Source organism: Leisingera daeponensis, from assembly GCF_019801465.1.
GTDB lineage: Bacteria > Pseudomonadota > Alphaproteobacteria > Rhodobacterales > Rhodobacteraceae > Leisingera > Leisingera daeponensis_A.
The window spans coordinates 208,073-228,150 of the sequence record NZ_JAHVJA010000002.1; the positions used below are offsets into that span (position 1 = coordinate 208,073).

The following is a 20,078-nucleotide window of genomic DNA, read 5'->3' on the forward strand; positions in this document are numbered from 1 at the left end:
TGTCAGTTCAGCACGCGGCCTCAGCCGCCCATTTCCACTATCACGGCGCCCAGCGCGATCAAAGCCATCAGCGCGATCCGCCGCGGCCCCACCGTTTCCTTCAGCACCAGCCAGCCGATCAGCGCCGCAAACACGGTCGAGGTCTCGCGCAGCACCGCCGCCTCGCCCACCTTGTCCAGCCGGGTCGCCAGCATGATCGCCCCGAATGACGCAAAGGCCACCAGCCCGCCGAAGAACCCCTTGACCATCAGCGGCCCCGGCGCCGGCGGCTCCGCCATGCCGCGCCAGCGGGCAAAGGCGATGACCGGGAACACCAGCCCGTCGATCATGAAGAACCACGCCAGGAAGGTGAAGGGATCGGCGGTGGAACGGATGCCGTAGGCGTCATAGGTGGTGTAAAGCGCCACGAACAGCCCGGTGATCACCGCCAGCACCAGCGCAATGCCCAGCGTCTCCCGCGCGGTGACCAGGAAGATGAAGTTATAGATGGCCAGGCCGAAGATCCCGGCCAGCAGCACGCCCACGCCCAGCCACTGCGTCACCGTGAAGACCTCGCCGAACAGCCAGTAGGCGCCGATCACCGTGAACAGCGGCCCGGTGCCGCGCACCACCGGGTAGACCACAGTATAAGCGCCCTTGGTATAGGCGAGCGCCTGAAACAGCTTGTAGAGCACATGGATCACCCAGGCCCCCAGGAAGATCAGCCACATGTGCGGCTCGGGCCAGGGCACCACGAAGAAAGCGAAGGGGGCGGCCATCACGCAGTAGGAAAAATCGATCGCCCCGCGCGACAGCCAGGGATCGTGCCGCCCCTTTTGCAGCGCGCCGAAGACCGCGTGCAGGAAGGCCGCCATCACCGCCAGGTACAGCGCCGCCTGGTGCCCGGCCGCGGTGCCCTCCAGGGAAATCAGCCATTCGCTCATGCCGGATTTCCTGTTGGCCGGCGGGGCGGAAATCCCTTAACGTCCGGGAGCATGGAAGGCATAATCGACAGTTTGAGACTGGATATCGCGAACGGGTTCGGCGGGGTGCAGCCCTCGGTCGCGGCGCTGCGGCTGGTCGCGGCGCTGCTGCTGGCCGGGATGATCGGGTTCGAACGGGAGGTGCGCGACAAGCCGGCAGGGCTGCGCACCCACATGCTGGTGTCCGTGGCCGCCTGCCTGTTCATGCTGATCAGCCAGCAGCTGGCGGCAACGCCCTTCATGAATTCCGGCGACGCGCTGCGGGTTGACCCCCTGCGCCTGATCGAGGCGGTCACCGCCGGCGTCGCCTTCCTGGCTGCCGGGCTGATCTTTGCCTCCGGCGGCGAAGTGCGCAACGTCACCACCGGGGCGTCGCTGTGGCTGACCGGCGCCACCGGTCTCAGCTGCGGCAGCGGCGAGATCGCCATGGCGGCACTGGCCACCGTGCTTGTGCTCTCGGTGCTGATCCTGCTGCGGCTGCTGGAGCGCTGGATGGGCACCCGGTAACCAGGCCTATCGCTCATCCGGCCTCGAGCCCGGTCAGCGCGGCGGCAAACTCTTCCGGGTCGAAAGGCGCCAGATCGTCGATCTGCTCGCCCACGCCGATGGCGTGGATCGGCAGGCCGAACTTGTCCGCCAGCGCAACCAGCACGCCGCCCTTGGCGGTGCCGTCCAGCTTGGTCATCACCAGCCCGGACACATCCGCCAGCTGCTGGAAGGTGCCGACCTGGCTCAGCGCGTTCTGGCCGGTGGTGGCGTCCAGCACCAGCAGCGTGTTGTGCGGCGCGGTCTCGTCCTTCTTGCGGATCACCCGGACGATCTTGGCCAGCTCCTCCATCAGGTCGGCGCGGTTCTGCAGCCGGCCCGCGGTGTCGATCATCAGCAGGTCGGCGCCTTCTTCCTGGGCCTTGGTCATGGCGTCGAACGCCAGCGAGGCCGGATCGGAGCCTTCAGGTGCCGTCAGAACCGGCACGCCGGCGCGGTCGCCCCAGACCTGCAATTGCTCCACCGCGGCGGCGCGGAAGGTATCGCCCGCGGCAATCACCACCTTCTTGCCGGCACCTTTGAACTGGCTCGCCAGCTTGCCGATGGTGGTGGTCTTGCCGGAGCCGTTGACGCCGACAACCAGCACCACCTGCGGCCGTTTCGCATAGATCGGCAACGGCTTCGCCACCGGCTCCATGATGCGCGCGACTTCCTGCGCCAGCAGCTCCTTGATCTCGCGGCTGGAGACCTTCTTGCCCATCCGCCCCTCGGCCAGGTTGGCAGTCACCCGCAGCGCGGTGTCCACCCCCATGTCGGCGGCGATCAGCAGTTCTTCCAGCTGCTCCAGCATGTCGTCATCCAGCGCCCGGCGCGGCTCAGCCGCCGCGGTGCGGCCCATCAGGCGGCCCAAAAGGCCCGGCGATTTCTTCTCCGGCTCCGGCGCAGGCTGCGGTGCGGGGGCCGGCCCGGGCGCTGGCTCAAGTTCGGGCTCAGGTTCGGGCGCGGGCTCCGGCTCTGCAACAGGGTCCGGCTGCGGCACAGGCTGCGGAACCGGCGCCGGGGCGGGCTGCTCCGCAGTCACCGCAGGGGACTCTGCCAAAGCCTCAGCATGGGTCTCTGCGGTCTCCGCCGCACCGCTCTCAGCCCCCTCCTCGACAATCGCATCGAGCCCCTGCTCGAGCTTGGAGGAGGATTTGAACAGCCGCTCCTTGAGCTTTGAGAAAAACGCCATCTTGGTCTCCGCAAAAGGGTCTGCACACCACCTAATGCGGATTGAGCCGGAGTGCAAAGCGCAACGCGCCTCTGAAATCAGGAAAATGCCGCCAGAAAGCCCGCTTGCGCCCCCCAGTAAAGCGGCCAGACCGCATAAGGCGCGACCCGGCGCAACGGGTGATCCGCAGGCAGGACGAAGGTTTCCGCCGCCAGCACCGCGTCCGACAGCATGAAGGCGCAGGCCGCGGCAAAGGCCCAGCTGCCGGCCGGCAGCGTCAGCGCCGCCGCCCCCATGCCGAGAATAATCGGGATATACCCCAGCACTGGCCCTTTGAGCGCGCCCGCCCGCGGCGCCAGGATGCGGGCCATCACCAGCCCCAGCAGCAGCAGCACCGCCGCAACAGCCACCCCCGGCATCTGCAGCAGACGCGCCGCGTCGCTGGCGTCCCGCGTCAGGAACAGCACCGCATAGGCCAGATGCCCGGCGGCAAAGGCGCCGACGCCAGCCATGAAGGCACCCTCGCCGTCGCGCGACAAGAACAGATCGCCCAGCGCGCACAGGGCCAGCGCCAGGGCCAGCAGCAGGGGCGCGCCCGCCAGCAGCGCCGCCAGTGCCAGCAAGGCCACAGATGCAGTCTTAAGCACGCTGCGCAGCAGCCCGGGCGGCTGCGCCGCCATGAACAGATAGAGCAGTCCGCAGGCGGCCGCGCCTGCCCAAAGTGCCGGTTCCGCCGTCATCGCCTGTCTCCCCTTCGTTTTCCGGCACTCTGCCGCCTGCTGGCGTGTCCGGTCAAAGATGACCCCGCGGGAGCCTGCGCAGAAACCGGCGCAGCCGCCGCCGCCTGGCGACGCAGCGCTTGGAGCCGGACCCGGTCCTGAGGCACAATGGCACCATGCGCACATTGATGATTCTCCTGCTGGCAGCCCTGCCCGCCCCGCTGGCGGCCGGCGAGCCGCTGAGTGCCCGCGAGTTCGACCGCTACACCCAGGGCCGCACGCTGTTCTACGGCTTCGGCGGCGCCATGTACGGGGTCGAACGCTACCTGCCGGACCGCCGGGTGATCTGGTCCTTCCTGGACGGCAAATGCCAGGAAGGCAGCTGGTACGAGGAGGCAGGCCGGATCTGCTTCATCTATGAAAACCGCGACGATCCGCAGTGCTGGACCTTCGAGCTGACGCCCCGCGGCCTGACCGCCCGGTTCGAGGACGACCCGGCCTCAACCGAGCTGTACGAGGCCGAGGACATCGGCGAGGAGATGCTGTGCTACGGCCCCGACGTCGGGACCTGAGGCAGGCCGCAGCACATCGGGTATTTGGAACCAGAAAGAAGCCGGAAACCGGCCCCTAAAACAGCGAGCCCTGGCCGCCGCCGCCCTCCGCCGGCGGGTTTGGCGCAGCCTTCTGTGGCGCCTGTGCAGCGCCCCCCTCCAGATCCAGCGTGCCGTCGGCAAATTCGATCTGCAGCGCCCCAGCCTTGGCGGCAGCGGCCCTGGTGGTCAGTATCTCCTCCCCCGAGCGCACCACCGCATAGCCGCGCTCCAGCGTCGCCTTGTAGCTGAGGATCTCCAGCTGCCGCCCGGCGGCGGTCAAAGCCTGGCGCTGGCGGTCAATCCGGGCAGCCTGCGCCGCACCCAGCCGCTGCGCCAGCCGCGCCAGCGCGTCCTTCTGCGCCGCCACTTCCCGCTGGATCGGACGCAGACTCAGGCGCGACGACAGGTTCTGCAGCCGGTTCCGCCGCCCTTCTACCAGCTGGCGCAGGGTGGCAGGCCGCAAGCTGGCCGCGGTTTCACTCAGATGCACCCGCCGCCGCTGCACGCCGCTGATGAGCGCGCCGGGCAACCGGTCGGAAATCCGGTCCAGCCGCTGCCGCGGGGTCTCCAGCAAGGTGTCGGGCTTGGGCAGTGCGCGCGCCAGATCGTTCAGCCGCTGGCGGCGCAGCTGCACCGCCTGCCCCGCCGCCCGCGTCAGCCGCGCGCCCTGGTTCTCGGACCAGGCCATCAGCTCCAGCCGCACCGGCACCGCCAGCTCAGCCGCCGCGGTCGGGGTCGGTGCCCGGCGGTCGGAAACAAAGTCGATCAGCGTGGTATCTGTCTCATGCCCCACGGCTGAGATCAGCGGGATCTGCGAGGCAGCGGCCGCACGCGCCACGATTTCCTCGTTGAAGCCCCACAAATCCTCGATCGAGCCGCCGCCGCGGGCAACGATGATCAGATCGGGCCGCGGCAGCGCGCCGCCCGGCGTCAGCCGGTTGAAGCCCTCGATGGCGCGGGCGACCTCGGGCGCGCAGTTCTGCCCCTGCACCGCCACCGGCCAGACCAGCACCTTGCGCGGGAAACGGTCGCGCAAGCGATGCAGAATATCGCGGATCACCGCACCCGACGGCGACGTGACAACCCCGATGATCTGCGGCAGATAGGGCAGCGGTTTCTTCCGCTCCGGCGCAAACAGCCCCTCAGCCTCCAGCTGCTTCTTGCGCTTCTCCAACAGCGCCATCAGCGCGCCCTGCCCGGCAACCGCCACCTCATCGACGTTCATGTTGTATTTCGACTGCGCCCCGAAGGCCGTCAGCCGGCCGGTGACAACCACCTCCAGCCCTTCCTCCGGCACCACCGACAAGCCGCTGATCTGCCCCTTCCAGGTGGTGCAGGCCAGCACAGATCGGTCGTCCTTGATGTCATAGTAAAGATGCCCGGAGCGCGCCTTGAACACCCGCCCGACTTCGCCCCGCACCCGGATACGGCCGAAACTGCCTTCCAGTGTGCGCTTCACCTCGCCGGAAATTTCGGAAACGGTGAATTCGGGGGCGTTCTGCCCGGGCTGCGGGTCGTCAAACAGGTCGGACATCGGGGGCTGCTCTCCTGCGGCCTTTGGCCGGTCTTGTTTTGAAGTCGCGCGCAGCATAGAACGCGCGGCAAGCAAGGCAAGCCCCGGGTCGCGGCCCGCGGGGCCATAGGGCTCAGGCAGATCGGAGAATGCGCCAATGAACATCCTTATCCTCGGCAGCGGCGGGCGTGAACATGCACTGGCCTGGGCAGTGATGCAGAACCCCAAATGCGACAAGCTGATCGTGGCGCCTGGCAATGCCGGCATCGCCCAGATCGCCGATTGCGCGTCGTTTGACATCGAGGACGGCGGCACAGTGGCGGCGTTCGCCGAGGAAAACGCCATCGATTTCGTGATCGTCGGCCCCGAGGCGCCGCTGGCCGCGGGCGTGGCCGACCGTCTGCGCGAGGCCGGCCTCCTGGTGTTCGGCCCGTCCGAGGCAGCGGCGAAACTGGAAGCCTCCAAAAGCTTCACCAAGGAAATCTGCGACGCGGCCAACGCACCCACCGCAGGCTACGGCCATTTCACCGACGCAGAGGCCGCCAAGGCGCATGTGCGCAAACACGGCACACCCACCGTGGTCAAGGCCGACGGTCTGGCGGCCGGCAAGGGCGTGATCATCGCCATGACTGAAGACGAGGCCATGGCGGCCATCGACGACATGTTCGGCGGCGCCTTCGGTGGCGCCGGCGCCGAGGTGGTGATCGAGGAATTCATGGAAGGCGAAGAGGCCTCCCTCTTTGTGCTGGTGGATGGCGAGGACGTGCTGGCGATCGGCTCCGCCCAGGACCACAAGCGCGTCGGCGAAGGCGACACCGGCCTCAACACCGGCGGCATGGGCGCCTATTCCCCCGCCCCGGTTCTGTCGCCTGAGGTCGAGGCGAAGGCGATGGAAGAGATCGTGAAGCCCACCATGCGGGTGATGGCCGAGCGCGGCATGCCCTACCAGGGCGTTCTGTACGCGGGCCTGATGATCAAGGACGGCCAGCCGCGCCTGGTGGAATACAACGTCCGTTTCGGCGACCCGGAATGCCAGGTGCTGATGATGCGGCTGGGCGCGCAGGCGCTGGACCTGATGCACGCCGCGGCTGAAGGCCGCCTCGCCGGCGCGCAGGTGAACTGGGCCGACGACCACGCGATCACCGTGGTGATGGCGGCTGAAGGCTATCCGGGATCCTATGAAAAAGGCACCGAGATCAACGGGCTGGACGCCCTGCCCGAGGACAGCAGCAACATGGTGTTCCACGCGGGCACCAAGGCCGAGGACGGCAAGGTGCTGGCCGCCGGCGGGCGGGTGCTGAACGTGACCGCCCGGGGAGAGACCCTGCAGGAAGCCCGCGACCGCGCCTATGCGATGGTGGACGGGGTCCAGTGGCCGCAGGGCTTCTTCCGCCGCGACATCGGCTGGCGCGCGCTGAAGTAAAACGGTGCGGGCGGGAGCTCCCGCCTGCTCCAGCCCTTCCATGGACGGGCCTCACAGTTGGGCATAGCCGGGCGCTGCCGCGCCCGGCGGCCGGCGCCTTTTCCCGGCCCGGCAGCGGCTTGCCGCGCCGGCGGCGGCAGTTTGCCCGCACAGCGGCGGCGGTATATCCTGCCGCGCGGGGAGGACCATCGCATCACCGGCTTGAACGCAATCCGCCGCCCGCCGCTGCCCTGGACGCCTGCCAGCAGGCCCGCGCAATGACCATGCCACGCCGGCTCGCCCCCGATGACCCCAGCCTCGCGGATGTGCTCAGCCTGATCCGGCGCAGCTTTGCCTATATGGAGGGGCGCATCGACCCGCCCTCCTCCGTGCGCCATTTGACGCTGGCCGCGCTGCGGGAGCAATGCCGCCGCGGCGAAGTCTGGGCCGCCGGCACGCCGCCCGCGGCCTGCGTGTTCCTGACGCCCCGGCCCGATTGCCTCTATCTGGGCAAGCTCGCGGTGGACGCCCCCCATCGCGGCACCGGACTGGCCCGGCAGCTGGTGGAAGCTGCCGCCGTCCGCGCCCGGTCGCTTGGCCTGCCAATGCTGCGTCTGCAGACCCGGGTCGAGCTGACGGAAAACCATGCCGCCTTTGCCCGGATGGGATTCCGCAGGACCGGGGAAACCGCGCATCCGGGTTTCGGCAGGCCAACCTCGGTGATCATGGAGCGGCCGGTGCCATTCACACCGGCCGGTTAGGAGCTGCCGGCGCGGTTCGGGAACAGCTCCCGCCCGGCCGCAAGCCTAGGCAGACCACACTGCAACCTGCCCGGCACCGCCCGGCTGAGCGCGCCGGAAAGCCTCTTGAAAAAGCTGCGGCATAGGACAGCCGCCGCCCCCGCGGAACGGGGGCTCAGGGCGTCCGGCCGGCTCGGTAGGGCTTCAGATCCAGCCCTCCGGGGGCAGCCCCTAGAAGCCGCCCAGATCCGTCATCAGCAGGAACCGCCGGCGGAACTGGTCAAGCATGTCCGGCTCCAGAAAATCCGCCGGATGGGTGGTGCCGAAGGCGGAGAAGGCCCGCTCCTTCATCTCCACCAGCTGGCGCTCGATGTCCAGCTGGCCGAACCCCGAAGGCAGCGCCAGCGCAGTTTCGAACACGGTGCGCAAGGGCGGTGATCCCATGATGTTGTACCAATGGGCGTTTTCGCTGCCGCCGGCATCCGCCACCGACTGCAGCTCGCGCTCAAACGCCAGCGCCAGCCGCATGTTGGGATCGGATTCGCCGATGGCGACCTCGAACTGCCGGGTGGTGTAGAGTTCGGCAATCTCCTCGGCAAAACCGTCCGGATAGTCCTGCGCCACCTCGCCCTTGTTGAAGGAGAAGGCGTAAGCCATTGCTTTCATGTTCTTGTCATGGTGCAGATTGGCATAGGAGATTTCCGAGGACAGGTCGGAATCCAGCGTCTTGATCATGACCTGGAAATCGCCGTCCCGGTGGCTCAGCCCGAAAATGTCCAGGGACGCTTCGAACAGGCTCAGGTCGAACACCAGCTCCGTGGCAGAAGACAGGCTGTCCAGCTTGTCCGTGATCTCGTTAGAGAACACCTGCATCTTGCTGACGTAATCCGGCCAGGTGTTCTGGAACGCATCGGCAAAATCGTAATAGGCAATGTTCTCCGGCTGGTTCACGAAGGAATTGGGATCGTTCAGATCGGATTCCAGAACCTGCCGCAGGTAGTCCTCGCCCCGGTTGCTGACATTGAAGGTGTCGAGCGCATATTCCAGCAGCTTGCCGTTCTGCAGCAGCTCGTCCGGATCGGTCATCTCGTTGATGTCCGGCCAGCCGAAGCCGAAGGCCTCGGCGACATTCAGATACCGGGTGTCCTCCAGCTGGTTCACAAAGGAATCAGGATCGGTGGTGTCCGAGTTCAGCACCCGCCGCAGGAAGTCCTTGTTGGTGCGCTCCAGATCGAAGGTCTCGATCACCGCCTGCAGCAGCTCTTCATCCTCCAGCAGGTCGTCTGCGCTGGCCAGGCCCTCGGTATGCTGGTTGAACTCGGTCACCAGCGCCTGGATGCTGTTGTCATATTCCGGCGGCTTGCCGAATTCGAACTGCCGCGCGAAATCGGCAAACCGGGTATCGGTCAGCTTGTTGGCAAAGGAGGCCGGGTCGCTGAGGTCGGATTCCAGCACTTTCTGGAGAAAGAACTGGTTGTTCTCCATCCCCTTCAGGCCGACATTGCTCAGCGCCTTGCTCAGCAGCGTCTTGTTGGACAGGAGATCATCCGCGGTTGTGATGCCGGCAAACTCGCTGCCGCCCTTGGCACTGGGCAGCTGCGGCCCGTCCGGGCTGTTGAAGCCGAAGGTTTTCGCCAGCGCCAGATAGCGGCTGTCATTGAGGCGGTTCACGAAGGACTTGGAATCACTCAGGTCGGAGTCCAGCACCTTCTGGATGAAGGCCCGGTTGCCGATGTCCTCGTCCAGGCCGAAGGCACCCAGCGTCACCTGCAGCAGGTTGTAGTCGTCCAGCAGCTGGTCCGAGTTCTGCACACTGGTGATGCGCTGCGTGAAATCCTGCACCCGGCGGTCCAGAATGGGAGATTTTTCAAATACTTCCTGCTGCTGAACCTGGGTACGCTGCAGGAAGGCCCAACCGGCGATACCGGTGCCGAACACATAGGGAGTAAAGCTCACGCGCGTGTCTCCTGTGAAACCATGCCCCGGCCGGCGCCGCCGGGCATTCCCGTTTGCCGCAGGCTAGCGGAAGGGAGTGAATAATTCGGAAACGCGCGGAACGGGCCGCGGTGCCGGGCAGAGACCGCCTGCGGCGCTCAGCGGCAGGCCAGCGCCGCCGCCAATCCGGTGCTTGGGCTGAAGCGGCCGATATCCCGGGTGCGTATGCCGCCCTCCCGCAGCCGCGCGGCCATGATCCGGCGCCAGTCGCCGCTGACCATCACCAGCTCCGGCCCCTGGCCGCAGTCGCGTATGCCGGAGGTGATGAAATCCTCGCCGATGCGGTGGTTGGTCAGGCCGGCCCTGCTGGCCACCTCTGCCAGCGCGCCGTCCCGGAACCGCCAGATGCGCAGGGTCTTGGCCAGATGCGGCCGGTCGACATAGGCAATCTCGGCATGCCCGTCGCCATCCAGATCCGCAGCACCGACGGGCGCCAGCCAGCGGTTGCGGGTGCCGATATGGGGGGTGGCGGCGATTTTCCGGCCGCGGGCGTCATAGATTGCCAGCTGTGCGCCCTGCGCCACATCGGTCTCGACCACCAGCACCTCGGGGCTGCCGTCGCCGTCCACATCCGCCAGCCGGGGGGCGGTGTCCTCGAACACATGATCCAGCGGCAGGCGGATCAGGAGTTCGGATGTCCGGCGGACAGCCTTGGCGGACACCCCGGCAGATCCCGTGTTTTCCAACTCAAGCACCAGCGCGCCGTATTCCACATCATCGCCCAGCACCGCATGGCCGTAACGTGTGGTGGGCTCGCTGTAACGCGCTGAGACGACCCTGTCCTCAGCCGCCAGCGCAGAAGGGCCGGCCACGGCCAGCCCCAAACACAACGCCCGCCACGCGCGGCGGGCGGAACCGGGCCGGGCGCGCATTCGCTGACGCCGCGCTGCCGGCCCGGCAGCCATCAGATCTGCTTTTCGGGCATATGCACGACCAGGCCGTCCAGATCGTCGGTCACCTTGATCTGGCAGGTCAGGCGCGAGCGGGCCGGGTCCGGCTCATAGGCGAAGTCCAGCATGTCCTCTTCCATGTCGTCCTTGGCCGGCAGCTTCTCGACCCAGTCCGGCGCGATGTAGACGTGGCAGGTCGAGCAGGCGCAGGCGCCGCCGCAATCGGCCTCGATGCCGGGAATGTTGTTGTCGCGCGCGCCTTCCATCACGGTCAGCCCGTTGGCGACATCCACGACATGGCTGGTGCCGTTGTGCTCGATGTAAGTGATCTTTGCCATTCTTCAGCTCTCTTCCCTTTTCCGGTACTTGCGCGACTGTGTAGCCAAGCGCCTGCGCCGGTGCCACCCCCAATTGCGACGCAGCCCTGCCGCTGCTGGACTTTCCGGCCGCATGTTCTATATTTGTTCACGCACGAATATTCTCAACCCCGGGGGGGATTTCCTCATGCCAGCCCGCGCCCCGGCCACTGCCGCCGGCCCCGCAGCCCGCGCGACCGGTCCGCGCCCCGGTCAGCCCCCCGGCCAGCCCCCTTGGCCGCGCCCACCCCATTGCCTGCCGGCCTTCCGGCTGCAGGAGTCGCCGGAAGGCGCCCGCGTCACCGTCGCCGGGCTGGTGATCCTGCGCCAGCGCCCCGGCACCGCCAAGGGGGTGATCTTCGTCACGCTGGAGGACGAGACCGGCGTCGTCAACGTGATCGTCTGGCGCAAGATCTACGAGGCCTTCCGCCGGGCGGTGATCTCCGGGCGGCTGCTGCGCGTCACCGGACGGCTGCAGCGGGCGCATTCCGTCACCCATGTGATCGCCGAAACGGTCGAGGACATCTCGCCGATGCTCGACCTCTTGCTGGCGGATCAGGGCCGCCGGGATGATCCAGCCTTTGCGGACGGCCCCGAACTCAGCTAGGCTGCCGCCAAAGCAACGGCGCCCGCCGGCCCCCGCAAGGGCACAGGCAGGGCGCCGGCAAGAGGCGACCGGGCATGATGCCACCGATATCCCCCCCTTGGCGGCGCCTGGCGCCTGCCCTGCTGCTGGCAGCCCTGGCGGCGCTGCCCGCCTGCGTCCAGCCGCCGCCCGGCGGCCCCGGCAGCCCGCTCTCGCGCGAGGGGCGCTATGCCCCGCCCGGGGCGCCGCCAGATACCTGCTGGAGCAGGCACACCTCCCCCGCCGTCATTGAGACCGTCACCAGCCAGGTGCTGGACGCACCGGCGCAGCTGGACGCAAGCGGCCGGGTCGTCCGCCCCGCGGCCTTCCGCACCGAAACCCGGCAGCACATCGTCACGCCGCGGCAGGAGCACTGGATCGAGATCCCCTGCCCGGCGATGATGACGCCGGATTTCATCCGCACCATCCAGCGCGCCCTGGCCGCCCGCGGGCTCTACCGCGGCCCGGTGCACGGCCAGATGGACGCCGCCACCCGCAAGGCGGTGCAGCGCTACCAGGCGCCGCTGGGGCTGGACAGCGGCACCCTCACGCTCGCCTCCGCCCGCAAGCTAGGGCTGGTGGCCGTGGCGGGCTGAACCGTCCGGTTCACCAGCACGGTTCCCAGCTGCCGAAGCCTCTGCTAAGGTCCGCCAACAGGACACCCGCCGGAAAGAGACAGAACATGCTGACCACCCGCCTGCCGGACACCGGCTTTCTTTCGGGCGCCTCCGGCCCGCTGCGCCGGATGCTGGAAAGCCAGGCCACCGAGGTGCGGCTGCGCCAGGGCGAGACCCTGTTCGAGCAGGGCGATGCGGGCGATGCGCTTTATGCCATTGCCGAGGGCGCGCTGGAGTTTTCGGTGCTCTCCGCCTCGGGCCGCAAGCTGTCGCTCGACATGATGCGCCCGGGCGCGGTGTTCGGCGAGATCACCCTCTTTGATCCCGGCGAGCGCACCGCCACCGCCATCGCCGCCGAGCCGAGCCGGGTGCTTCGCTTGCGCAGCGGCGACGTGCTGGCGCAGATCCGCCAGTACCCGGACCTGGCCGCCGACCTGCTGCGGCTGGCCGGCCAGCGGATGCGCTGGATGAACACCCAGCTCAATGAGCAGGTGTTCCTGCCGATGCCGGTGCGCCTGGCCCGCAAGCTGCTGTACCTGGCGCCCGACGGCAGCGACGGCCGCATCGCGCTGTCGCAGGCGGAACTGGCGGAATTCGTCGGCGCCACACGCGAGGCGGTATCCAAGACCCTCTCCGCCTGGAAGCGCAGCGGCCTCGTGGGCATCAGCCGCGGCGGCGTGCAGATCCTCGACCGCAGCGAGCTGGCGGTGCTGGCGGAGCCGGATTCGATCTGATGCCGTCTCCCGGGGCAATTTTCCGTAACAAAATCCGCGCTCTGTAATCCCGGTCACAGAACCCGGCGCCGCCCCGCGCGATAACGCCTGCATAGACGGCCATTATCCGTTCCATCCCAATGGCCGCCTGTCCAACAAGAGCCATGTGCCCGCCAGCGCATGGCTCTTCCCCTTTTGCGGCTTCCGCCTTGCCGGCCGCCGCTCCCGGCAAACCGGCCGCCCGCAGGCCATCAGCTTCAGGCGCAATAGGTTTCAGAAAAGTCTTGGGCCGGTGCGGCAAGGCAAAAGGCCGGGCATCAGCCCGGCCTTCGCTCTTGTTCCCGGGCGTGCCCGCCCCGGATCACTCCGCCAGGTTCAGCGCCACAAAGCGCGGCTCGCCGCCGCGGCGCACCAGCAGCAGCAGCGACTTGCGCCCGGCTTCCTCGGCCTCGCTGACGCGCGCTTCCAGATCGCTGATCGCGGCCACTTTCTGCTGTCCCGCCTCGGTGATCACATCACCGGCGCGCAGGCCCTTCTCCCAGGCCTCGGAGGTCTCATCCACCGACAGGATCGCCAGCCCCTGGACATCTTCCGCCACATTCAGCTCGGCGCGCATCTGGTCGGTCAGCACGCCGACAGACAGGCCCAGCAGTTCTTTCTCGGTGCTGCCCGGCGCATCGCCGCTGCCGCTCTCGCTGGAAGGGCCGCGCTCGGCATCCTCGCGGCGGCCGAGGGTCACCCGCAGGGTTTCGGTCTTGCCTTCGCGGTAGACCACCACGCGCACGGTCTTGCCGACCTCGGCATTGCCCACCTGGCGCACCAGGCCGCGGGTGTCTTTCACATCGACCCCGTCAAAGCTGACGATCACGTCGCCGGCCAGCACGCCGGCATCCTTGGCCGGGCCGTTGGGAACATCAGTGACCAGGGCGCCGCGGGCCCTTTCCAGCCCCATCGCCTCGGCCAGATCCGAATCCACGTCCTGGATCTTCACGCCCAGCCAGCCGCGGCGGGTCTCGCCGTACTGCTTCAGCTGCTCGACCACCTTGACCACCACGTTCGACGCCATCGAGAAGCCGATGCCGATGGAGCCGCCGTTGGGCGACAGGATCGCGGTGTTCACCCCGACCACATCGCCGTCCATGTTGAACAGCGGCCCGCCGGAGTTGCCCCGGTTGATCGCCGCATCGGTCTGGATGTAGTCGTCATAAGACCCGCTGAGCTCGCGGTTGCGGGCCGAGACGATGCCCGCGGACAGCGAAAAGCCCTGCCCCAGCGGGTTGCCCATCGCCACCACCCAGTCGCCGACACGGGCGGTGTCGCTGTCGCCGAACTTGACGAATTTCAGCGGCGCCGGCGCCTTCACCTTCAGCAGCGCGATATCGGTGTTGGGATCGGTGCCGATCACCTCGGCCGGCAGCAGCTCCTTGGGCTGGCCGTCGCCGGGAAAGAACTCGATCTCGATCTCGTCGGCGCCATCGATCACATGGTTGTTGGTGACGATGAAGCCGTCTTCGGAGATCACAAATCCGGACCCCAGCGCCGACGAGCGGCGCGGCCGGGTGCCGTTGCCGTTGCGGTCCTGGAACTCGCGGAAGAAATCCTCGAACGGCGACCCTTCCGGCACGATGCCCTGCGGGCCGGTCCGGCCTTCGACAACCGTGCTGGTGGTGATGTTGACGACCGCGGGACTCACCCGTTCAGCCAGCGGTGCCAGGCTCTCGGGTTTGGCCAATGCGGCAGCCGCCTGCATCAGCACGACGGCCGCGGTCAGCACCGCAAGCCAGGCCAGACGCATCATCGCGCCGCTGCCGCCTGCCCGGCCGGAAATTGCAATTGCCTGTGGCTGCACGGATCTACTCCTTGTCTTTTTCAATTCTTCTCCCCGCCCGGGCTGGCGCGAACGCCGCGGATACCGGGCAAAGTCTTACGGACCCAATGTAGGAACTCTCGCCCGTCCCGCAACAAATGTTGCATGGAATAAAGCCGCTGTGATCCGGTTTTCGCACCGAAGCGGCGGGCGGATGCCCTGCTGACGCCATTCTAGCAGGGAAAGGGGGCTGTTTCCCGGAAATTTCCGGGAACACCGGCGCCGCCGGTCCAGCCCCTAGATCCCCAGCCAGAACGCCAGCCAGACCAGGACCAGGCCCAGCGCCAGCGAGGCCAGCCCGGCGTTGCGGCGCTGCTCTTCCGTCAGGGCGCGCAGCAGCTCCAGCAGACGCTCCACAAGCGAAGGGGCCAGTGCGTACACCAGCCCCTCTGCAATCAGCACCAGCCCGAGGGCCAGGAGGATGATCCCCATTACTGCGCGGCCGTCTTGCCGCCCGAGGATTTCAGATAGTTGAAAAACTCGTTGTCCGGCGACAGCACCAGCGAGGAATTGCCCGCCAGGAGCGAATTCGCATAGGCGTTGAGCGAGCGGTAGAACTCGAAGAACTCCGCATCGCGGCCATAGGCGGACGCAAAGATCGCGTTGCGCTCGGCGTCGGCTTCACCGCGGATCACCTCGGCTTCGCGCTCGGCTTCCGACACCAGCTCGACCTCGGTCCGGTCGGCCTGGGCGCGGACGCGCTGCGCCGCTTCTTCACCGCGGGCGATCTCGTCCGCCGCTTCCCGCTCGCGTTCGGCGCGCATCCGGGCAAAGGTCGCCTCCAGGTTGGCCTGCGGCAGGTCGGTGCGCTTGAGCCGCACGTCGATCACCTCAAGGCCCAGCTGGCGCGCCTGGGTGATGGCGCCATTGCGGATCCGCAGCATCAGCGCGAAACGGTCCGAGGACAGGATGTCGTTGGAGCTGACGGAACCCAGCACCTCACGGGTCTGCGCCCGCATGATCTTGTCCAGACGCAGCTCGGCGCCGCCGATGCCGCCGCCGCCGACCGCCTGGCGGAAGGTCTCGATGTCGGCGATCCGGTAGCGCGAGAAGGCGTCGACGATCAGGCGGCGGTCATCCAGCGGGGTGACCTCCAGCGGCCCGACTTCCAGGCTCAGGATGCGGTCGTCGTAGCGCACAACGTTGTCGATAACCGGCAGCTTGAACGCCAGGCCCGGGGTTTCCTTGACATCGACCACCCGGCCAAAGCGCAGCACCAGCGCCTTTTCACGCTCGTCGACGATGAAGATCGCCGACAGCACGGCAATTGCCGCAACCACCAGGATGGGCAGAAGAAGAGTAGATTTCCGCATCAGTTGCCCCCCTGCGGTTTACGCAGCTCATTGAGCGGCAGGTAAGGGACAACGCCCTGGCCTTCGCCGCCTGCATTGTCATCCAGGATGATCTTGTCGACCCGGCCCAGAACCTCTTCCATGGTTTCAAGGTACAGGCGCTTGCGGGTCACCTCCGGCGCTTTCTGGTATTCCTCCAGAACCGCGCTGAAGCGGCTTGCCTCACCCTGGGCCTCGTTCACCACGCGGGCGCGGTAGGCTTCCGCCTCTTCCAGCGTCTGCGCCGCCTGGCCGCGGGCACCCGCCAGCTTGCGGTTGGCATAGGCGTCGGCCTGTTTCTCCAGCCGGTCGCGCTCCTGGCCTGCCGACTGCACTTCGCGGAAGGCGTCCTTCACCGGCTCCGGCGGGTCGGCGCCGTCAAAGTTCACCCGGACGATGTTCACGCCGCTGTCGTAGCTGTCCAGCGTCTCCTGGATCAGCTCTTCCAGACGGGCGGTGATGGCGCCGCGGTCGCGGTTCAGGATCGGTGCCAGCTCGGACTGGGCGATGATCTCGCGCATCGCCGATTCCGACACCGCGTTGATGGTCGACCGCGGGTCGCGCAGGTTGAACAGGAACCGCGCCGGGTCGGAGATGTTCCACACCACCTGGAAATCGACGTCGATGATGTTCTCGTCGCCGGTCAGCATCAGCCCGGCGTCCGAGCCGCGCGCGCCGGAGCCGATGTTCTCGGTCTGCTCCACCCGCACCGGGATCACTTCCTTGGTGACCAGCGGCCAGGGCGCAAAGTTCAGGCCCGGCTGGCCGGTCGAGGAATACTCGCCCAGAAACAGCTCCACCGACTGCTCTTCCGGCTTGACGGTATAAATGCTGGCAAAGCCCCACAGCACCGCGCCGGCCAGTACTGCCAGCCCCAAGGTGCCCTTGGTGAACAGCGGCGCGCCGCCGCCGGGGCCGCCGCGGCCGCCGCGGCCGCCGCCGGAGCCGCCGCGCCCGCCCATCAGCACGCGCAGCTGCTCCTGGCCTTTCTTCACCAGCTCGTCGATCTCGGGAATCTGGGGATCCTCCGGCTTGCGGCCGCCGCCGCCACCGTTGTTGCCCCGGTTGCCTCCTCCGCCGCCGGAAGAGCCGCCGCCCCCCCAGGGGCCACCGCTATTGCCCGCCATATGTCTCCTATCCGTTTGCTGCCGCCAGCAGCGGCATATGTTCTAAATTCTTGCCGGTCCGCCCCTCAGGTGGAGCGCACCGGAGTCTTCAGCGTTACCAACTCTTCCGACATTGTCGGGTGCACCGCAACAGTGCGGTCGAAATCTTCCTTGGTCGCGCCCATCTTTACCGCGATTCCGGCCAGCTGAATCATCTCGCCGGCGCCGGGTGCGACAATATGGCAGCCCAGCACCTTGCGGCTCGCCTTGGAGACCACCAGCTTCATCAGCACCTTCTGGGCCCGGCCGGCAAAGCTCTGCTGCATCGGCTTGAAGGAGGCCGTGTAAACCTCGATCGCTTCCTGCTTGGCGGCGTCCTCTTCGCTCAGCCCCACTGTACCAAGTTCCGGCTGGGTGAACACCGCGGTCGGGATCAGCTCATGGTCGGGGCTGGTCGGGTTGCCCTTGAACACCGACTCGACAAAAGCCATGCCCTCGCGGATCGCCACCGGCGTCAGCGCCACCCGGTCGGTCACATCGCCCACCGCATAGACCGAAGGCACCGTGGTCTGGCTGTACTGGTCCACCACGATCTCGCCGCCCTTGCCGCGCTCCACGCCCAGTTCCTCAAGGCCGAGATTGTCTGCATTGGGGGCGCGGCCGGTGGCATACATCACCTGGTCGAACAGATGCTCTTCGCCGTTGGTGTCGGTCACGCGGATCTTACCGCCTTCTTGCCGCATCGCGGTGACATTGATGTTCACCCGCAGGTCAACGCCCGCCTCGCGCATGCCCTCGGCGATCACGCTGCGGGCCTCTTCGTCAAAGCCGCGCAGGATCTGCTCGCCGCGGTAGAACTGGGTGGTCCTGACGCCCAGCCCGTTCAGGATGCCGGCGAACTCGCTGGCGATATAGCCGCCGCCGACGATCAGGATGGTTTCGGGCAGCTTCTCCAGATTGAAGATCTCGTTCGAGGTGATCGCCAGCTCGGAGCCCGGAAACTCCGGCACCGTCGGCCAGCCGCCGGTGGCGATCAGGATGTGCTTGGCGGTCTTGCGGGTGCCGTCGGCCAGCTCCACGGTATGGGCATCGGCCAGCCGGGCGCGGCTGTCAAAGCTCTCCACCCCGTTGTTCTTCAGGATGCCCCGGTAGATGCCTTCCAGCCGGTCCAGCTCGCCGTGCAGCTTGCCCTTGAAGGCGTCCCAGTCGAAGGCGCCGGGCTTGATGTCCCAGCCATAGGCCTGCGCGTCCCCGACCATGCCGGAGTATTCCGAGGCAAACACCATCAGCTTCTTCGGCACGCAGCCGCGGATCACGCAGGTGCCGCCGTAGCGGTCCTCTTCCGCCAGCGCCACCTTAGCGCCTGCCTGCGCCGCAACCCGCGCCGCCCGCACCCCGCCGGAGCCGCCGCCGATGACAAACAGATCGTAATCAAAGCTCATGAAGTTCCGCCCTTTGCATTTCTTGCGCAGCTGTATCCCACAACGGGCCGCCAAACGCCATATGCCCAAGTGGGCGTTCTTGCGCCGCATTCAACCTTTTGCAGAGGATTTGCACGGGGTTGTGAGGCGAAAGGCCCCAGAACGCCTGCAGCCACCGCCCCTTGCCCGCGCAGCATAAAATGGTCAGCCCGGCTGACGCCGCTTGATCTGTTCCTGCCACGGCAGATCATAGTCAGGCCAGTAGTTGCTCAGAACGTCCAGCAGCTTGGGACTGCGCCATGCCTCTGCACCGACAGTAGGCAAGGACACCGTCCGACGCCCCCCGTCATCATCCAAATAATGCACGTAAGCCCGAATGCTTTTTCTCCCGGCCCCAGCGTCCCGAATATCGACACATTCGACCTTATCCCAAGGGATCAGGCCACTCCCCCAGCCGTCGACTGGAATTGTAATCCCCTCGGCTCCGACAACATAGCGGCGCGGCGTGTTTTCGCGGTCCTTACGCCATGAAATCATCGTTCCGGACAGGATCAGAGCCAAAAAGCCCAGCAGCTCCCAATGCCGGTCCTCTCCGCCGTCCCCGGACACCAATACCTGCACCCCCAGCCCCGCTGCAGAGGCCGCAGTCAAAATCCAAAAAACGCTTCCGGTTCTTTCCCACCAGCTGCGGCGGCGCGAAAAAACCACGGCTTCCCTGGAACTATCCCGCATCTCAATCCATCAGATCGGTGAACAGGTTGTCGCTTTCCGCAAAATCCAGCTTGCCCTTCTCGACCGTGCCCTCGTTGATGTCGCGCACCTCGACCCGGCCGTCGCCGTAGCCGATCACCACCGTGTCGCAGATATCGATGAACAGCCCGTTCTCGATCACGCCGGGAATCTGGTTCAGCACCAGCGCCAGCTGGCGGGGATTGCCGATCCGCTTCAGGTGCAGGTCGAGGATGTAATTCCCCTCATCGGTCACAAACGGCGCCTCGCTGTTCATCCGCAGGGTCGAATTGCGCCCCATCACGTCCATCGACACCAGCGTCTCCTCGATCAGCGCCTGGCTGCTCTGCCAGCCGAACGGCAGCACCTCCACCGGCAGCGGGAAGGCGCCCAGCGTCTCCACCGACTTGCTGGCGTCCGCGATCACCACCATCTGGTCGGAGGCGGTGGCAACGATCTTCTCCTGCAGATGCGCGCCGCCGCCGCCCTTGATCAGGTTCAGGTCCGGGTCGAACTCGTCGGCGCCGTCGATCGTCACGTCCAGCCACTTGGCCTCATCCAGCGACACCACAGGGATGCCCACGTCGCGCGCCAGCGCCGCGGTGCGGCTGGAGGTCGGCACCGCGGTGATCCGCAACCCTTCCTCGCGCACCAGCTCGCCCAGGCAGCGCACCAGCCAGGCGGCGGTGGAGCCGGTGCCCAGGCCGACCCGCATGCCGTCCTCAACCATCTCCGCCGCCCGCTTGGCGGCGACGAATTTCGCCTTGTCGATGGGGGACAGCTCTCCGGTCATCACAGGTCTC

General features: G+C 67.1%; 21 protein-coding genes. 7 read left to right on the plus strand and 14 right to left on the minus strand.

Annotated features, from left to right (window positions below; all coding sequences use genetic code 11):
* Positions 1–20 precede the first annotated feature (20 nt).
* A complete protein-coding gene (locus tag KUV26_RS05760) occupies positions 21–923 on the minus strand; it encodes a DMT family transporter (protein ID WP_222504475.1) in 903 nt (300 codons plus the stop codon).
* Positions 924–983: 60 nt separating this feature from the next.
* Between KUV26_RS05760 and KUV26_RS05765 the strand changes: the two genes are divergently transcribed.
* Positions 984–1,469 carry an MgtC/SapB family protein gene (locus tag KUV26_RS05765; protein ID WP_409996941.1) on the plus strand — a complete coding sequence of 162 codons (486 nt, stop codon included), beginning with the start codon at positions 984–986 and terminating at the stop codon, positions 1,467–1,469.
* Between the two features lie 13 nt (positions 1,470–1,482).
* Here KUV26_RS05765 and ftsY read toward each other — a convergent pair whose 3' ends face one another.
* Positions 1,483–2,679, minus strand: a complete 1,197-nt coding sequence (gene ftsY / locus KUV26_RS05770) for a signal recognition particle-docking protein FtsY (protein ID WP_222504477.1) — start codon at positions 2,677–2,679, stop codon at positions 1,483–1,485.
* Between the two features lie 77 nt (positions 2,680–2,756).
* The gene (locus KUV26_RS05775; protein WP_222504478.1) at positions 2,757–3,398 is read right to left on the minus strand and encodes a lysoplasmalogenase family protein; all 642 of its coding nucleotides are present in this window, start codon (positions 3,396–3,398) and stop codon (positions 2,757–2,759) included.
* Between the two features lie 155 nt (positions 3,399–3,553).
* On the opposite strand from KUV26_RS05775, the gene KUV26_RS05780 reads away from it, so the two are divergent.
* Positions 3,554–3,949: a hypothetical protein gene (locus KUV26_RS05780; RefSeq protein WP_222507663.1), complete on the plus strand. Its 396-nt coding sequence runs from the start codon at positions 3,554–3,556 to the stop codon at positions 3,947–3,949.
* A 55-nt stretch (positions 3,950–4,004) separates the two neighbouring features.
* Here the strand turns inward: KUV26_RS05780 and xseA are convergent, their stop codons facing one another.
* A complete protein-coding gene (gene xseA / locus KUV26_RS05785) occupies positions 4,005–5,504 on the minus strand; it encodes an exodeoxyribonuclease VII large subunit (protein ID WP_222507664.1) in 1,500 nt (499 codons plus the stop codon).
* Between the two features lie 136 nt (positions 5,505–5,640).
* Here xseA and purD point away from each other — a divergent pair, with 136 nt between their 5' ends.
* On the plus strand, positions 5,641–6,906 hold the full coding sequence (gene purD / locus KUV26_RS05790; protein ID WP_222507665.1) for a phosphoribosylamine--glycine ligase: 1,266 nt from the start codon (positions 5,641–5,643) through the stop codon (positions 6,904–6,906).
* Positions 6,907–7,163: 257 nt separating this feature from the next.
* On the plus strand, positions 7,164–7,646 hold the full coding sequence (locus KUV26_RS05795) for a GNAT family N-acetyltransferase (protein ID WP_222507666.1): 483 nt from the start codon (positions 7,164–7,166) through the stop codon (positions 7,644–7,646).
* 210 nt (positions 7,647–7,856) lie between these two features.
* Here the strand turns inward: KUV26_RS05795 and KUV26_RS05800 are convergent, their stop codons facing one another.
* The 3 genes from KUV26_RS05800 to KUV26_RS05810 all read right to left on the minus strand — a co-directional run bounded on the left by KUV26_RS05800 (position 7,857) and on the right by KUV26_RS05810 (position 10,848).
* Entirely contained in the window at positions 7,857–9,581 is a 1,725-nt protein-coding gene (locus KUV26_RS05800) for a DUF1217 domain-containing protein (protein ID WP_222507667.1), read from the minus strand.
* A gap of 137 nt (positions 9,582–9,718) precedes the next feature.
* On the minus strand, positions 9,719–10,492 hold the full coding sequence (locus tag KUV26_RS05805) for an FG-GAP repeat domain-containing protein (RefSeq protein ID WP_261399753.1): 774 nt from the start codon (positions 10,490–10,492) through the stop codon (positions 9,719–9,721).
* Between the two features lie 32 nt (positions 10,493–10,524).
* The gene (locus tag KUV26_RS05810; RefSeq protein WP_222504485.1) at positions 10,525–10,848 is read right to left on the minus strand and encodes a 2Fe-2S iron-sulfur cluster-binding protein; all 324 of its coding nucleotides are present in this window, start codon (positions 10,846–10,848) and stop codon (positions 10,525–10,527) included.
* Positions 10,849–11,014: 166 nt separating this feature from the next.
* On the opposite strand from KUV26_RS05810, the gene KUV26_RS05815 reads away from it, so the two are divergent.
* The 3 genes from KUV26_RS05815 (at position 11,015) to KUV26_RS05825 (ending at position 12,842) form a co-directional block, all read left to right on the plus strand.
* Entirely contained in the window at positions 11,015–11,473 is a 459-nt protein-coding gene (locus KUV26_RS05815) for an OB-fold nucleic acid binding domain-containing protein (protein ID WP_222507669.1), read from the plus strand.
* Positions 11,474–11,547: 74 nt separating this feature from the next.
* Positions 11,548–12,087: a peptidoglycan-binding domain-containing protein gene (locus KUV26_RS05820; protein WP_222504487.1), complete on the plus strand. Its 540-nt coding sequence runs from the start codon at positions 11,548–11,550 to the stop codon at positions 12,085–12,087.
* An 86-nt stretch (positions 12,088–12,173) separates the two neighbouring features.
* A complete protein-coding gene (locus KUV26_RS05825) occupies positions 12,174–12,842 on the plus strand; it encodes a Crp/Fnr family transcriptional regulator (protein ID WP_222507670.1) in 669 nt (222 codons plus the stop codon).
* Between the two features lie 340 nt (positions 12,843–13,182).
* On the opposite strand, the gene KUV26_RS05830 is transcribed toward KUV26_RS05825, so the two are convergent.
* The 7 genes from KUV26_RS05830 to rpiA all read right to left on the minus strand — a co-directional run bounded on the left by KUV26_RS05830 (position 13,183) and on the right by rpiA (position 20,068).
* The gene (locus tag KUV26_RS05830) at positions 13,183–14,670 is read right to left on the minus strand and encodes a Do family serine endopeptidase (RefSeq protein ID WP_222507671.1); all 1,488 of its coding nucleotides are present in this window, start codon (positions 14,668–14,670) and stop codon (positions 13,183–13,185) included.
* Between the two features lie 255 nt (positions 14,671–14,925).
* Positions 14,926–15,120, minus strand: a complete 195-nt coding sequence (locus tag KUV26_RS05835) for a DUF2065 family protein (protein ID WP_222504490.1) — start codon at positions 15,118–15,120, stop codon at positions 14,926–14,928.
* The gene (gene hflC / locus KUV26_RS05840) at positions 15,120–16,001 is read right to left on the minus strand and encodes a protease modulator HflC (protein WP_222504491.1); all 882 of its coding nucleotides are present in this window, start codon (positions 15,999–16,001) and stop codon (positions 15,120–15,122) included. Before hflC ends, KUV26_RS05835 begins: the two co-directional genes overlap by 1 nt.
* Positions 16,001–17,146, minus strand: coding sequence for an FtsH protease activity modulator HflK (gene hflK, locus KUV26_RS05845; RefSeq protein ID WP_222504492.1), 1,146 nt, complete (start codon positions 17,144–17,146; stop codon positions 16,001–16,003). Before hflK ends, hflC begins: the two co-directional genes overlap by 1 nt.
* A gap of 65 nt (positions 17,147–17,211) precedes the next feature.
* The gene (gor, locus tag KUV26_RS05850) at positions 17,212–18,567 is read right to left on the minus strand and encodes a glutathione-disulfide reductase (RefSeq protein WP_222507672.1); all 1,356 of its coding nucleotides are present in this window, start codon (positions 18,565–18,567) and stop codon (positions 17,212–17,214) included.
* A gap of 183 nt (positions 18,568–18,750) precedes the next feature.
* Complete coding sequence (locus tag KUV26_RS05855) at positions 18,751–19,278, minus strand: hypothetical protein (RefSeq protein WP_222507673.1); 528 nt, start codon at positions 19,276–19,278, stop codon at positions 18,751–18,753.
* A gap of 1 nt (position 19,279) precedes the next feature.
* On the minus strand, positions 19,280–20,068 hold the full coding sequence (gene rpiA, locus KUV26_RS05860) for a ribose-5-phosphate isomerase RpiA (protein ID WP_222507674.1): 789 nt from the start codon (positions 20,066–20,068) through the stop codon (positions 19,280–19,282).
* Between the last annotated feature and the right edge of the window lie 10 nt (positions 20,069–20,078).

Excerpts from the sequence above, each read along its gene's own strand:
- rpiA (WP_222507674.1), bottom strand. The coding sequence starts at position 20,068 with ATGACCGGAGAGCTGTCCCCCATCGACAAGGCGAAATTCGTCGCCGCC.
- KUV26_RS05810 (WP_222504485.1), bottom strand. The coding sequence starts at position 10,848 with ATGGCAAAGATCACTTACATCGAGCACAACGGCACCAGCCATGTCGTG.
- hflC (WP_222504491.1), bottom strand. The coding sequence starts at position 16,001 with ATGCGGAAATCTACTCTTCTTCTGCCCATCCTGGTGGTTGCGGCAATT.
- KUV26_RS05775 (WP_222504478.1), bottom strand. The coding sequence starts at position 3,398 with ATGACGGCGGAACCGGCACTTTGGGCAGGCGCGGCCGCCTGCGGACTG.
- xseA (WP_222507664.1), bottom strand. The coding sequence starts at position 5,504 with ATGTCCGACCTGTTTGACGACCCGCAGCCCGGGCAGAACGCCCCCGAA.
- KUV26_RS05820 (WP_222504487.1), top strand. The coding sequence starts at position 11,548 with ATGATGCCACCGATATCCCCCCCTTGGCGGCGCCTGGCGCCTGCCCTG.
- KUV26_RS05795 (WP_222507666.1), top strand. The coding sequence starts at position 7,164 with ATGACCATGCCACGCCGGCTCGCCCCCGATGACCCCAGCCTCGCGGAT.
- gor (WP_222507672.1), bottom strand. The coding sequence starts at position 18,567 with ATGAGCTTTGATTACGATCTGTTTGTCATCGGCGGCGGCTCCGGCGGG.
- hflK (WP_222504492.1), bottom strand. The coding sequence starts at position 17,146 with ATGGCGGGCAATAGCGGTGGCCCCTGGGGGGGCGGCGGCTCTTCCGGC.
- KUV26_RS05835 (WP_222504490.1), bottom strand. The coding sequence starts at position 15,120 with ATGGGGATCATCCTCCTGGCCCTCGGGCTGGTGCTGATTGCAGAGGGG.
- KUV26_RS05825 (WP_222507670.1), top strand. The coding sequence starts at position 12,174 with ATGCTGACCACCCGCCTGCCGGACACCGGCTTTCTTTCGGGCGCCTCC.
- KUV26_RS05780 (WP_222507663.1), top strand. The coding sequence starts at position 3,554 with ATGCGCACATTGATGATTCTCCTGCTGGCAGCCCTGCCCGCCCCGCTG.
- purD (WP_222507665.1), top strand. The coding sequence starts at position 5,641 with ATGAACATCCTTATCCTCGGCAGCGGCGGGCGTGAACATGCACTGGCC.
- KUV26_RS05805 (WP_261399753.1), bottom strand. The coding sequence starts at position 10,492 with ATGCGCGCCCGGCCCGGTTCCGCCCGCCGCGCGTGGCGGGCGTTGTGT.
- KUV26_RS05855 (WP_222507673.1), bottom strand. The coding sequence starts at position 19,278 with ATGCGGGATAGTTCCAGGGAAGCCGTGGTTTTTTCGCGCCGCCGCAGC.
- ftsY (WP_222504477.1), bottom strand. The coding sequence starts at position 2,679 with ATGGCGTTTTTCTCAAAGCTCAAGGAGCGGCTGTTCAAATCCTCCTCC.
- KUV26_RS05760 (WP_222504475.1), bottom strand. The coding sequence starts at position 923 with ATGAGCGAATGGCTGATTTCCCTGGAGGGCACCGCGGCCGGGCACCAG.
- KUV26_RS05815 (WP_222507669.1), top strand. The coding sequence starts at position 11,015 with ATGCCAGCCCGCGCCCCGGCCACTGCCGCCGGCCCCGCAGCCCGCGCG.